The 12,759-nt window shown below is 64.4% G+C and carries 14 protein-coding genes and 1 tRNA gene; 7 read left to right on the top strand and 8 right to left on the bottom strand.

The window, feature by feature from the left end; all coding sequences use genetic code 11:
* Window position 1 precedes the first annotated feature (1 nt).
* The 8 genes from V9K84_RS20400 to V9K84_RS20365 form a co-directional block, all read right to left on the bottom strand.
* Window positions 2-763 carry an ABC transporter substrate-binding protein gene (locus V9K84_RS20400; protein WP_043862218.1) on the bottom strand — a complete coding sequence of 254 codons (762 nt, stop codon included), beginning with the start codon at window positions 761-763 and terminating at the stop codon, window positions 2-4.
* A gap of 13 nt (window positions 764-776) precedes the next feature.
* On the bottom strand, window positions 777-1,550 hold the full coding sequence (locus V9K84_RS20395) for an ABC transporter ATP-binding protein (RefSeq protein ID WP_088514664.1): 774 nt from the start codon (window positions 1,548-1,550) through the stop codon (window positions 777-779).
* A 313-nt stretch (window positions 1,551-1,863) separates the two neighbouring features.
* Complete coding sequence (locus V9K84_RS20390; protein ID WP_088514665.1) at window positions 1,864-2,298, bottom strand: hypothetical protein; 435 nt, start codon at window positions 2,296-2,298, stop codon at window positions 1,864-1,866.
* Window positions 2,299-2,397: 99 nt separating this feature from the next.
* Window positions 2,398-2,808, bottom strand: coding sequence for a hypothetical protein (locus V9K84_RS20385; RefSeq protein WP_054915790.1), 411 nt, complete (start codon window positions 2,806-2,808; stop codon window positions 2,398-2,400).
* Window positions 2,809-2,924: 116 nt separating this feature from the next.
* Window positions 2,925-3,000: transfer RNA gene (locus tag V9K84_RS20380), tRNA-Phe, on the bottom strand.
* A 91-nt stretch (window positions 3,001-3,091) separates the two neighbouring features.
* Window positions 3,092-3,364 carry an oxidative damage protection protein gene (locus V9K84_RS20375; RefSeq protein ID WP_043862214.1) on the bottom strand — a complete coding sequence of 91 codons (273 nt, stop codon included), beginning with the start codon at window positions 3,362-3,364 and terminating at the stop codon, window positions 3,092-3,094.
* The gene (gene mutY, locus V9K84_RS20370; protein ID WP_088514666.1) at window positions 3,361-4,428 is read right to left on the bottom strand and encodes an A/G-specific adenine glycosylase; all 1,068 of its coding nucleotides are present in this window, start codon (window positions 4,426-4,428) and stop codon (window positions 3,361-3,363) included. Before mutY ends, V9K84_RS20375 begins: the two co-directional genes overlap by 4 nt.
* Window positions 4,425-6,659 carry an AsmA family protein gene (locus V9K84_RS20365; RefSeq protein WP_088514667.1) on the bottom strand — a complete coding sequence of 745 codons (2,235 nt, stop codon included), beginning with the start codon at window positions 6,657-6,659 and terminating at the stop codon, window positions 4,425-4,427. Before V9K84_RS20365 ends, mutY begins: the two co-directional genes overlap by 4 nt.
* A 326-nt stretch (window positions 6,660-6,985) precedes the next feature.
* Here V9K84_RS20365 and V9K84_RS20360 point away from each other — a divergent pair, with 326 nt between their 5' ends.
* From V9K84_RS20360 to V9K84_RS20330, 7 genes are all read left to right on the top strand, one after another.
* A complete protein-coding gene (locus V9K84_RS20360; protein WP_088514668.1) occupies window positions 6,986-8,644 on the top strand; it encodes an OFA family MFS transporter in 1,659 nt (552 codons plus the stop codon).
* Window positions 8,645-8,836: 192 nt separating this feature from the next.
* A complete protein-coding gene (gene hisB / locus V9K84_RS20355; protein ID WP_043862210.1) occupies window positions 8,837-9,430 on the top strand; it encodes an imidazoleglycerol-phosphate dehydratase HisB in 594 nt (197 codons plus the stop codon).
* Window positions 9,430-10,068: an imidazole glycerol phosphate synthase subunit HisH gene (gene hisH, locus V9K84_RS20350; protein ID WP_043862209.1), complete on the top strand. Its 639-nt coding sequence runs from the start codon at window positions 9,430-9,432 to the stop codon at window positions 10,066-10,068. The genes hisB and hisH overlap by 1 nt, the downstream gene beginning before the upstream one ends.
* Window positions 10,068-10,328, top strand: coding sequence for a DUF2164 domain-containing protein (locus V9K84_RS20345; RefSeq protein WP_043862208.1), 261 nt, complete (start codon window positions 10,068-10,070; stop codon window positions 10,326-10,328). Before hisH ends, V9K84_RS20345 begins: the two co-directional genes overlap by 1 nt.
* Before the next feature lie 41 nt (window positions 10,329-10,369).
* Window positions 10,370-11,107 carry a 1-(5-phosphoribosyl)-5-[(5-phosphoribosylamino)methylideneamino]imidazole-4-carboxamide isomerase gene (hisA, locus tag V9K84_RS20340; protein WP_043862207.1) on the top strand — a complete coding sequence of 246 codons (738 nt, stop codon included), beginning with the start codon at window positions 10,370-10,372 and terminating at the stop codon, window positions 11,105-11,107.
* 10 nt (window positions 11,108-11,117) lie between these two features.
* Window positions 11,118-11,888, top strand: coding sequence for an imidazole glycerol phosphate synthase subunit HisF (gene hisF / locus V9K84_RS20335; RefSeq protein WP_043862206.1), 771 nt, complete (start codon window positions 11,118-11,120; stop codon window positions 11,886-11,888).
* Between the two features lie 124 nt (window positions 11,889-12,012).
* Complete coding sequence (locus tag V9K84_RS20330) at window positions 12,013-12,753, top strand: ABC transporter substrate-binding protein (RefSeq protein WP_054915786.1); 741 nt, start codon at window positions 12,013-12,015, stop codon at window positions 12,751-12,753.
* Window positions 12,754-12,759 lie beyond the last annotated feature (6 nt).

The raw sequence follows: 12,759 nt of genomic DNA, 5'->3' as shown, positions 1-12,759 counted from the left end.
ATCAATAGATGCTGAAAGGGAAGTACTTGTCGTTGATCTTCTTGTAGGTGCCGTCGGCAACGATTTCCTTGAGGGCGGCGTTCAGCCTGTCGCGCAGCTGGGTGTCACCCTTGCGCACGGCAATGCCGACCTTGTCGCTCTCGTTGACCGGGTCGCCCTTGAACTCGTAGTTCTTGCCGGCATCGGACTTGAGCCAGTCGTAGTTGGCGTACTTGTCGGCCAGGATGGCGTCCAGGCGGCCGGAGGTCAGGTCCAGGTAGGCGTTTTCCTGGCCGTCGTACAGGTTGACCTTGAAGTCGCCGTCCATGCCGCCGTTGTCGTCCAGCCAGGTTGCGGCCTGGGTGGCGCGCTGGGTACCGATGGTCTTGCCCTTGAGCGAGGCGCGGTCGGTCTTGAAGTCGACGTTTTTCGGGGCGATGAACTGCTGCTTGTTGGAGTAGTACGGGTCGGTGAAGTCGACGGCCTGCTTGCGCTCGTCGGTGATCGACAGCGACGAGATCAGGAAGTCGAATTTCTTGGCGTTCAGAGCCGGGATGATGCCGTCCCAGTCGGAGGTGACCACTTCGCATTCGACCTTCATCTTGGCGCACAGGGCGTCGCCGATGTCCTTGTCGAAGCCTACGACCTGGCCGCTGGCATCCTTGTTGTTGAAGGGCGGGTAGGCCGCTTCGATGCCCATTTTCAGCTTTTCGGCGGCCATGGCGTTGGCCGAGAACACCAGGGTGGCGGCAGCGGCCAGGAGGAATTTCTTGTAGTTCTGCATGCGTGTTGCTCCGTTAGCGGTTGCTGGACATGAATTGTTTACAGCGCGCCGAGTTCGGGTTTTCGAAAACCTGCTGCGGCGATCCTTGCTCTTCCACCAGGCCCTGGTGCAGGAAGATGACTTCACTGGACACCTGCCGGGCGAAGCTCATTTCATGGGTAACCAGTAGCATGGTACGGCCTTCTTCGGCCAGCGCGCGGATCACGTTGAGCACTTCCTGGACCATTTCCGGGTCCAGCGCCGAGGTGGGCTCGTCGAACAGAATGACCTTGGGCTTCATCGCCAGGGTGCGCGCAATGGCGGCACGCTGCTGCTGGCCGCCGGAGAGTTCGGCCGGGTAGCTGTGGCGCTTGTTGTGGATGCCGACCTTGTCCAGCAGCGCCTCGGCGTGCTCGATGGCCTCGGCCTTGCTCTGGCCGAGCACCCGGCGCGGCGCCTCGATGATGTTGTCGAGCACGCTCATGTGCGGCCACAGGTTGAAGTTCTGGAACACGAAGCCGATCTCGCTGCGCAGGCGGTTGATCTGCCTGTTGTCGGCGGCGATCAGTTCGCCGTTCTTGCCGGCCTTGAGCCTGAGCTCTTCACCGGCGACCAGGATCTGGCCTTCGTGGGGGTTTTCCAGCAGGTTGATGCAGCGCAGCAAGGTGGACTTGCCGGAACCGGACGACCCCAGGATCGAAATCACGTCGCCGTCGCGGGCGGTCAGCGAAATGCCCTTGAGAATCTCCTGCGCGCCGTAGCGCTTGTGCAGGTTGCGGATTTCCAGCGCGGGCGTGGCCTGGGCCATGTGCGGTCCTCTTTAGTTCTGGTGCGTGCCTGCTGTTGTCGGCCTTCCTGGCGAGGCGCAACGCTAGCATAGCGCTCGAACGACAGCCAACAACGGCGGGCGGGGCGAAGGGCCTGTGGGCAGGTGGGTGTCGCATCGATGCAGCGGACTGTCGCGCGGATGACCGCGCACCCCATTTCCACGGGCCGTAGCCGTGATGAAAAAAGGCGCGATGGTGCTAGTTTTGGCCGATGCTGGAAAGCCGTTTTTGACCGGTTGCACAGCATCCGGGGGTTTTGCCGGCCCTGGGCTGCGGCGCAGCCCGGGTCGTTGCTCAACCGAATTTCTTCTTCTTGGAGACGATCTCCGAGGCCTGCACATAGGCGTCCTGGAACTCGTCGCTCTCCAGCCACTGCATCGCTTGGGCCTCTTCGGTGCCGTCCAGCCAGTGGCGGTAGGCGCAGAACACCTTGCAGATGTAGTCGGTGGAGTGTTCTTCCTTGTGCCCCTTGAGCACCAGGGCCAGCAGCGGGTCGACCAGGAACACGGCAATCATCGAGGCCAGGCCGGTGTCCTGGGCCTGTTTCATCTTTTCGAACAGCGCGGTGTAGCTGCCCGATTCCATGGCCTTGGTGAACACCTGCTCGACGCTGGCGCTGGCGCTCTCGCCGCTGCTCTTGACCGCCTGGCCGCTGCGTACCATGCGGTTCTCGCGGGCCTTGCTGGCGGCGCGCTTGGCGCGTTTTTGCTGTTTGCTGCTGGAAGCCATTGCGGGTAATCCTTGAAAGAAGGTGATGCGTGGCGCTATTGAACCTCACTCCCTCGGCAAACCCAAGCCTGTGTCGCCGCGTGCAGCAGGGGCGTGCCGCTAGGGCAGCCGCCCGCACAGCGCATTGCCTTCATAGCCGTGCATGATCGGCGCCAGGAACATGAACGGGCCGCAGGCATTGAGGTAGGGGTTCTTGTCGACGCTGTGGGTGGTGTACATCAGCACGCGCTCGTCGCCGAACCTGTCGTGGCCGAACGCGGCTTCGGTGTAGGTCGAGCACACCGGCAGCTTCAGCGGCACGGGCAGCACCACCAGCCACAGGCTGATGCCGCACCATTCCCGGGTGGCTTCGGAACGTTCGGTGCGGGTGATGTGCGGGGTGATATCACGGCCGAGCAACTGGCGGTAGGTGTCGGTCTTTTCGACGCGGGTCTGGGGCGAGGCGGACTTGAAGCCGACGCAACCGTTCAGGCACACCAGCGCAAGCGCCGTCATCACAAGCCTTTTCATCCATGAACCCTGGTAGGCGCCGGCCTGGCCGGCGAAGGTGACGACCTGGCGAGCACCAAATCGCAGGCAATAAAAAACCCCAAGGAATCACTTCGCTTGGGGCTTTTCGGTATTAGTGGTGCCCAGAGACGGAATCGAACCGCCGACACGGGGATTTTCAATCCCCTGCTCTACCGACTGAGCTATCTGGGCAACGGGGCGCATTAAAAGCGTTTTTCGGATTTGCGTCAACGACTTTTTGAAAATTTATTAAATTAATTCCGTCGCTTACGAATTTCCGGGGTTATTCGGCAGGCGGCACGTAGCCTTCGGCCTTCTCGTATTCTTCGCCGGAGAAGAACTTGTCCATCTCGCCCTGGAGGTACTTGCGGTCCTCGGCGTTCATCATGTTCAGGCGCTTCTCGTTGATCAGCATGGTCTGTTCCTTCTGCCAGTCGGCCCAGGCCTTCTGCGAGATATGCTCGAAAATGTCCTGGCCCTTGGCGCCGGGATACGGCGGGCGCTCCAGGCCAGGCAGCTCTTCTTTGTACTTGCGGCACATTACGGTGCGGGTCATGACGACTCTCCTGCATTCAATACGTGGGCCGCGCGTTTGAGCAGTTTCTTGACCGGGGCAGCAAGGCCCAGGCGCGGCGGGGTGGCGAGGTTATACCAGAGCCAGTCGGCCTCGGCCACGTGGTCACCCTGGGGGGCCACCGGCACCAGCCAGGGTTGGATCGCCAGCTGGAAGTGGCTGAAGGTGTGGGTCAGGCTGTCCAGCGCCACGGGCTCGCCCAGGTTCACCCCGTGCTGCTCGGCCAGGTGTTGCAGGTCGTCGAGGCTGTCCAGCTCCGGCAGGCTCCACAAACCGCCCCACAGGCCGCTGGACGGGCGCCGGTACAGCAGGATGGCGCCCTCGTTGTTGGCCAGCAGCGGCATCAGTGTGCTGCGCTGGGGCAGGGTCTTGCGCGGCTTGGGGATCGGGTAGCGGATCTCCTGGCCGAGCATGTGCGCCTCGCAGCCGCGCTCCAGCGGGCACAGCAGGCAACTGGGCTTGCTGCGCGTGCACAGGGTGGCGCCCAGGTCCATCATCGCCTGGGTGTAGTGGTTGACCCGGCTGTGGGGGGTAAAGCGCTCGGCGTTGGCCCACAGCGCCTTGGCCACCTTGGGCTCGCCCGGGTAGCCTTCCTGCGCGGTGTAGCGGGCCAGCACGCGCTTGACGTTGCCGTCCAGGATCGGCGCACGCAGGCCCATGCTGATGCTGGCGATTGCCCCGGCAGTGGACAGGCCGATGCCGGGCAGCTCGGTGAGCTTCTCGACATCGCGCGGGAATTGGCCGGCGTACTGCTCCACCACGATCTTCGCGGTCTTCTGCAGGTTGCGCGCGCGGGTGTAGTAGCCCAGCCCGGTCCACAGGTGCAGCACCTCGTCCTCCGGCGCCGCAGCCAGGGCCTCGACGCTGGGCAGGGCTTGCATGAAGCGCTCGAAGTAGTTGAGTACGGTGCTCACCTGGGTCTGTTGCAGCATGATCTCCGACACCCACACCCGGTACGGGGTGATGCCCTGTTGCCAGGGCAGGTCGTGGCGGCCGTTACGGTCGTACCATTCCAGCACGGCGCTGGAAAACTGCTCGGGATTCATCGTTTGAACAGGCCCTTGAGTGCGTCTTTGAGTTCGGGACTGACCTTGTCACCCAGCTTTTCGTTGAGCTTTTCCTGCAGCTTGTTGCCCAGCGCCTTGCCGGCCAGCTTGCCCAGGCCGTCCTTGTCCACGCGGCAGGCCTTGGCACCCAGCTCCAGCGGGCCACGGCAGCGCAGCGGGAATTCCAGCCCCACGTAGCGCTCGTTGACCTGGCAGGCCGGGTCGGGCATGTCGCGCTTGTCGCCCTCGACGATCACGCCCACGCGGTAGTCCATGCCCAGCACACGCAGGTCGAGGTCGCCGTGGCCGTTGACGGTCAGGCCCGGGATGCGCACCTTCAGGTCCGGGTTGCTGGCCACGCCGTTGCGCAGCACCAGGCTGCCCTTGAGTTCCTGGAACGGGGTGTCCTTGCCGCGTGGTTCGCCGCTCAGGGCCTTGCGGTTGAGGGTGGCGATGCCCTGGCACAGCTGCTGCTCGAGGTTGGCATTGACCAGCACACCGTTGTTGATGACGAAGCTGGCGTTGCCATTGAGGGTGTCGATCAGCGCCTTCTGGCTGTTGCCGCTGCCGGTCAGGTTGCTGCTCAGGGTCAGCAGGCCCTTGACCGGCGGGGTGTCGGTCTGGCTCTTGATGAAGTGCTCCACCGGTACGCGGTTGACCTGGGTACTCAGGCCGATCTGCGGTACCGCAGGGCGCACGTCGAGGGTGCCCTTGGTAGCGAAGTCGCCGTTGTAGAGGCCGCCCTGCAGGGTGTCCAGGGTGATCAGGCCACCCTGGCCACGGGCCTTGAGCACGGCGTTCTGGATAGGCAGCTGTTCAAGGGTGAGCACGCCGAAGCTCAGGTCTGCCTGCAGGTCGAGTACGCGCAGGCGGTCCACCGGCAGCAGCTTGTCGGTGCTCCAGGCGGTCTTGGTGGGTGCGTCCGGCAGCGGTGTGGTGCCGGCTCCTGCCAGCGCGCCGGCTTCGTTCTGCTGCACCTCGGCCTGGCGCGCGGCCTTGGCGCCGGTGGCGGCCTCGCTCTTGGCCGGCAGGTAGCGGTCGGCATTGAACGTGTCGGCTTTTAGCTGCACGCGCAGGGCCTGCTTGGCGAAGTCATCCACCGCCAGGCGGCCGGTGAAGGTGCTGTCGTCGAGCTTCACTGCCAGGTCTTCCAGAGCCAGGCGGGTGGGGCTGCCTTCCAGGCGGCTGACCAGCTCGAACTTGCCCAGGGTGGCGGCATCGGCCATCGGTGGCACTGCCACGCCGACGCTGTCGAGGAACGTGCGCAGGTCGAGCTGGGCGATGGACAGGCCGCCGGTGAGCTTGGGCGTGCTGTTCAGGTCACGCACGTTCAGCTCGCCCAGGGCGCGCAGCTGGTTGGCCGACAGCTTCAGGCCGTTCCATTCGGCGACGTTCGCGGCCATGTCCACCAGCAACTGGCCCTGGGCGGCGAAGGTCATGGTCTTGCCCTGCAGCGGCTCGCCGGAGGCTTCGCCGCTGAGCTTCATGTCTTCGAACTGGTAGCGCTTGAGCGCACGGTCGAAGCGCAGTTCGCCCTTGAGCTCGGTGCGGGCGCGCAGGGCCGGCTGGCCAGCGCTGAAGAAGGCGGTCATGGTCAGCGGAATGTTGACCCCTTCGTGAACCGCGCCGGTGCTCAGCTGGATGCTCTCGGCGCTGAAACTCTGGCCGCTTTGCGCATCGCTGTACTGCACCTTGGCGTTGTTCACGGTGAGGCTGTCGATGTCCAGCTTGACCGGGCGCTCGGCGGCGGCCGGCTTGGCCGGGGCCTCGCCTGGGGCCGGTGCGCCGGCGCTGCCTTCGGCCGGTGCAGCCGGGGTGGCGGCCGGCAGCGGCTTGCCGATGTCTTCCCAGTTGCCGTGGCCGTGTTCGTCGCGGGCCAGGGTCAGGTTAAGGCCCTCGACGCGCACGTCGCTCATCTGCACTTCACGGCGCAGCAGCGGCAGTACGCGCACCGACAGGCCGAGCATCTGCAGGTCGGCGAATGGCACCTTGGGATTGTTGAGCGTGGCGATGCTCGCCTCGTGCAGTTCCAGCCCCAGCCACGGGAACAGGCTCCAGCCGATGTCGCCGTTGAGCGTCAGCTCGACGTGGGCCTTGTCGCGTGCCAGCTGGCGGATCTCGTCTTTGTAGTCGTTGGGATCGAAGAGGTGGGTCAGGGCAAAGCCCAGCGCCACAATGATCAGCAACAACCCGAGTATCACCAGCCCCAGGATTTTGCCGAACGCTTTCATGGGCGAGTCCTTGTAGTCCGATTGTAAAATTCAGCCGCAGAGTATAGCCCCGTGCAGGGCGCGCGGGCGCGGCGCGACCCGGGTTTGGACAGCAACCGGCGGGGCAGTTCCTGACACGGGGGTATCAGTTTTCGCAAAAACCACAGTATCAGCCTAATTTCAGCGAGTGCGGCGAATGGTACTCTCTCGCGCCTCCACGGTCCCGTTGCGGCCGATTGTCGCGTCAAAGGGCCGGTTGCCAGATAAACGACGTGCTGCCCCTGGCAGCCAAAGTCGCAGGCAGCAGGCCTGGTCGGTGGAGCATCCATATCACGAGGGGAACAACAATGAGCAGCACTACGGTGGGCGGCATCGCCAGTACGCCCGGCTTCCTGTCCAAGGAACGCATTGTCGCCAGGGCCGGTTTCAACCGCTGGCTGGTGCCACCGGCGGCCCTGGCCATTCACCTGTGCATCGGCATGGCCTATGGCTTTTCGGTGTTCTGGCTGCCGCTGTCGCAGGCCATCGGTATCAGTGCGCCGGTGGCGTGTGCGCCGGAAATGAGCTTCGTGGCGCGCCTGTTCACCGCCGAGTGCGACTGGCCGATCTCGATGCTGAGCTGGATCTACACGCTGTTCTTCGTGTTCCTCGGTTGCTCGGCGGCCATCTGGGGCGGCTGGCTGGAGCATGCCGGGCCGCGCAAGGCCGGGGTGGTCTCGACCCTGTGCTGGTGCGGTGGCCTGCTGATGTCGGCGCTGGGGGTGTACACCCACCAGCTGTGGCTGATGTGGCTGGGCAGTGGCGTGATCGGCGGTATCGGCCTGGGGCTGGGCTACATTTCGCCGGTATCGACGCTGATCAAGTGGTTCCCGGACAAGCGCGGCATGGCCACCGGCATGGCGATCATGGGCTTTGGCGGTGGCGCCATGGTGGGTGCGCCACTGGCGGCGGCGCTGATGAGCCACTTCGCCGGCCCTGACGGGGTGGGCGTGTGGCAGAGCTTCGTGGTGATGGCGCTGATCTACTTCGTGTTCATGCTCGGCGGCGCCCTGGCCTACCGCGTGCCGCCCACCGGCTGGAAGCCCGAAGGCTGGAGCGCACCGCAGAAAAAGGCCGGCAACGCGATGATCACCCACCGCCACGTGCACGTCAGCGTGGCGTGGAAGACGCCGCAGTTCGCGCTGATCTGGCTGGTGCTGTGCCTTAACGTGTCGGCCGGCATCGGCATTCTGGGCATGGCCTCGCCGCTGCTGCAGGAAGTGTTCGCCGGCAAGCTACTGGGCAACGACCTGAGCTTCAGCCAGCTGGATGCCACGCAACTGGCACAGATTGCCGCCATTGCCGCGGGCTTCACCGGGTTGCTGAGCCTGTTCAACATCGGCGGGCGTTTCTTCTGGGCCTCGTTCTCCGACTACATCGGGCGCAAGAACACCTATTTTGCCTTCTTCGCCCTGGGCGTGGCGCTGTATGCGCTGATCCCGAACATGGGCCACCTGGGCAACATCGCGCTGTTCGTGGCGGCGTTCTGCATCATCCTGTCGATGTACGGTGGCGGCTTCGCCACGGTGCCGGCGTACCTGGCCGACCTGTTCGGCACGCAGATGGTGGGCGCCATTCACGGTCGCCTGCTGACCGCCTGGGCGGCAGCCGGGGTGCTGGGCCCGGTGCTGATCACCTACCTGCGCGAATATCAGCTGGAGATGGGCGTGGAGCGGGCGGCGGCGTATGACATGACCCTGTACATCCTGGCCGGGCTGCTGGCGCTGGGCTTTTTGTGCAACGCGCTGGTGCGGCCGGTGGCCGACAAGTACTTCATGACCGATGCGCAACTGGCGGCCGAACAGGCGCTGGGGCACGACAAGGGCGCCAATGGCAGCACCGTGCTGGAGTGGAAGGCCGCGTCGGGCAGCCGGCCGCTGGTGATTGCCGCGTGGCTGGTGGTGGGTATTCCGCTGGCGTGGGGGGTGTGGGTGACCCTGCAGAAGACTGCGGTGCTGTTCCATTGAGCGCTTCGCCGGCAAGGCCGGCTCCTACGGGTCATCTGGCGTTCACGCAACCTGTAGGAGCCGGCCTTGCCGGCGAAGAGGCCAGCCCTGCTGGCACAGATTCCCCTGCCAACTGTCTTCTTCGTTCCAAGCCACGCGTATCTAGGCCTATAATGGACACCTTTTTCGCCCAATGATTTTGCGGAGCTGGTGATGGTCGAACGTACGGCTAGCGTCGAGCGCAATACTCTGGAAACCCAGATCAAGGCCTCGATTAACCTGGATGGCAGCGGCAAGGCCCGATTCGATATCGGTGTGCCTTTCCTCGAACACATGCTCGACCAGATCGCCCGACATGGGCTGATCGATCTGGACATCGAGTGCAAGGGCGACCTGCACATCGACGATCACCATACCGTCGAAGACGTCGGTATCACCCTGGGCCAGGCATTCAACCAGGCCATCGGCGACAAGAAGGGCATCCGTCGCTACGGCCATGCCTACGTGCCGCTGGACGAGGCGCTGTCGCGCGTGGTCATCGACTTCTCCGGCCGCCCGGGCCTGGAGATGCACGTGCCCTTCACCCGCGCCACCGTGGGCGGTTTCGACGTCGACCTGTTCCAGGAATTCTTCCAGGGCTTCGTCAACCACGCCAACGTCTCGCTGCACATCGACAACCTGCGCGGGCACAACACCCACCACCAGATCGAGACCGTGTTCAAGGCCTTCGGCCGCGCACTGCGCATGGCCATCGAGCTGGACGAACGCATGGCCGGCCAGATGCCGTCGACCAAGGGCTGCCTGTAATGCAGACGGTAGCCGTTATCGACTACGGCATGGGCAACCTGCACTCGGTGGCCAAGGCCCTGGAGCACGTGGGCGCCGGCAAGGTGCTGATCACCAGCGATGCTGCGGTGATCCGCGAGGCCGACCGCGTGGTGTTCCCGGGTGTGGGCGCGATCCGCGACTGCATGGCCGAGATTCGCCGCCTGGGCTTCGACAGCCTGGTGCGTGAAGTCAGCCAGGACCGCCCCTTCCTCGGCATCTGCGTGGGCATGCAGGCCCTGCTCGACCACAGCGAAGAGAACGACGGCGTCGATTGCATCGGCCTGTTCCCGGGCAATGTGCGCTTCTTCGGCAAGGGCCTGCACGAGGACGGCGAGCACCTTAAGGTGCCGCACATGGGCTGGAACGAAGTATCCCAGGCCATCGACCACCCGCTGTGGCACGACATCCCCGACCGTGCGCGCTTCTACTTCGTGCACAGCTACTACATCACCGCCGCCAACGCGGCGCAGGTGGCGGGCAGTGGTCACTATGGCGTCGACTTTGCCGCCGCGCTGGCCGACGGCTCACGCTTTGCCGTGCAGTTCCACCCGGAGAAGAGCCATACCCATGGCCTGCAGCTGCTGCAGAACTTCGCCGGCTGGGATGGTCGCCGGTAATGGGCAAGTCCCGCGCCAAGCGGCCGATCCTCACCCTCGCGCCTGAAGAAGAGCGCGAGGCGCTGGCCAAGCTCAAGCGTTTTCTCGAAGACCGCTTCGAGCTTGAGCTGGGTTCGTTCGAGGTGGCTGAAGTGCTGGAGCTGTTCAGCCAGGAGATTGCACCGCATTACTACAACAGGGCGATTTTCGATGTGCAGGCGCACCTCAAAGAGAGGTTCGAAAGCATTGAAAGCGACTTGTGGTCGCTCGAGAAGAACTGACTTCCCGAGCTCACTGTTTACCGAATAGACAGGTTCCCCAGATGCTGATTATTCCCGCTATCGATCTCAAGGACGGTGCTTGCGTACGTTTGCGCCAAGGCCGCATGGAAGATTCCACGGTATTTTCCGATGACCCGGTGAGCATGGCCGCCAAATGGGTCGACGGTGGCTGCCGCCGCCTGCACCTGGTCGACCTGAACGGTGCCTTCGAAGGCCAGCCGGTCAACGGCGAGGTGGTGACTGCCATTGCCAAGCGCTACCCGAACCTGCCGATCCAGATCGGCGGCGGCATCCGCTCGCTGGAAACCATCGAGCACTACGTCAAGGCCGGCGTCAGCTACGTGATCATCGGCACCAAGGCGGTCAAGCAACCCGAGTTCGTGGCCGAAGCCTGCCGTGCGTTCCCCGGCAAGGTGATCGTGGGCCTGGACGCCAAGGACGGCTTCGTGGCCACCGACGGCTGGGCCGAGGTCAGCTCGGTGCAGGTCATCGACCTGGCCAAGCGTTTCGAGGCCGATGGCGTCTCGGCGATCGTCTACACCGACATCGCCAAGGACGGCATGATGCAAGGCTGCAACGTGCCGTTCACCGCCGCTTTGGCTGCCGCCACCAAGATCCCGGTGATCGCCTCCGGTGGCATCCACAACCTGGGTGACATCAAGGCCCTGCTCGACGCCAGGGCACCGGGGATCATCGGCGCCATCACCGGCCGTGCGATCTACGAAGGCACGCTGGATGTGGCCGAGGCGCAAGCCTTCTGCGACAGCTACAAAGGCTGAGGAGAACGGCATGGCGCTGGCCAAACGCATCATCCCTTGCCTGGACGTCGACAACGGTCGAGTGGTCAAGGGCGTCAAGTTCGAGAACATCCGTGATGCCGGCGACCCGGTGGAAATCGCCCGTCGCTACGATGAGCAGGGTGCCGACGAGATCACCTTCCTCGACATCACTGCCAGCGTCGATGGCCGCGACACCACGTTGCATACCGTCGAGCGCATGGCCAGCCAGGTGTTCATTCCGCTGACCGTGGGCGGTGGCGTGCGCACCGTGCAGGACATCCGCAACCTGCTCAACGCCGGTGCCGACAAGGTCTCGATCAACACCGCAGCGGTGTTCAACCCCGAGTTCGTGGGCGAGGCCGCGCAGCATTTCGGCTCGCAGTGCATCGTGGTTGCCATCGATGCCAAGAAGGTCTCCGGCCCGGGCGAAACCCCGCGCTGGGAGATCTTCACCCACGGCGGGCGCAAGCCTACCGGGCTGGATGCGGTGGAGTGGGCGAAGAAGATGGAAGGCCTGGGCGCGGGCGAGATCCTGCTCACCAGCATGGACCAGGACGGCATGAAGAGCGGCTTCGACCTGGGCGTGACCCGCGCCATCAGCGACGCGCTGGGCATTCCGGTGATCGCCTCCGGTGGTGTGGGCAACCTGCAGCACCTGGCCGACGGCATCCTGGAAGGGCATGCCAGCGCAGTGCTGGCGGCCAGCATCTTCCACTTCGGCGAGTACACGGTGCCTGAAGCCAAGGCCTACATGGCGCAGCGCGGCATCTGCGTGCGCTGAGCGGCCGCATTCGCCGGCAAGGCCGGCTCCTACACTGCAGCGAACCTGTAGGAGCCGGCCTTGCCGGCGAAGCATTTGCTGTTAAGGTAATGCAGGCACATCGCCAGGGAATCGGGTCCATCCTATGTTCACACGCTTGCTCGTCGTGCTCGTCAGCCTCTTCTCCCTCGCTGCCACCGTCCGCGCCGCGGACCCGATGGTGCTGCTCACCGAAAACTTCCCGCCCTACAACATGGCCAGCGACGGCAAGAACTTCGCCCGCGAAGACAAGATCCAGGGCATCGCCGCCGACCTGGTTCGCGAGATGTTCAAGCGCGCCGCCATCCCCTACAGCATGACCCTGCGCTTCCCGTGGGAACGCGTGTACCAGCAGGCCCTGAACAGCCCCAATCACGGTGTGTTCGTGATGGCCCGCCAACCCGACCGCGAAAAGCTCTTCAAGTGGGTCGGGCCGCTGGGCCCCGACGACTGGATTCTGCTGGCCCGCCCCGACAGCCCCATCACCCTCGAACACCTCGGCGACGCGCGCGGCTACCGGATCGGTGCCTATAAAGGCGATGCCATCGCCCAGCACCTTAGCAGCAAGGGGCTCAAGCCGATCACCGTGCTGCGCGACCAGGACAACGCGCGCAAGCTGCTCGAAGGCCAGATCGACCTGTGGGCCACCGGTGACCCCGCCGGGCGCTACCTGGCCCGCCAGATCGGCATCACCCAGCTCAAGACCGTGCTGCGCTTCAACGGCGCCCAGCTGTACCTGGCACTCAACCGCCAGGTACCCGATGCGGTGGTGGAAAAGCTTCAGCACAGCCTGGACCAGTTGCGCGACGAAGGCTTCGTCGACGCCACCTTCGCCCGCTACCTGTAAGCGCCT

The organism is Pseudomonas sp. AE27 (genome assembly GCF_037113495.1).
GTDB classification, from domain to species: domain Bacteria; phylum Pseudomonadota; class Gammaproteobacteria; order Pseudomonadales; family Pseudomonadaceae; genus Aquipseudomonas; species Aquipseudomonas palmensis.
Note: the sequence above shows the minus strand (reverse complement) of the source record. Positions and strands in the feature narration are given on the sequence as shown.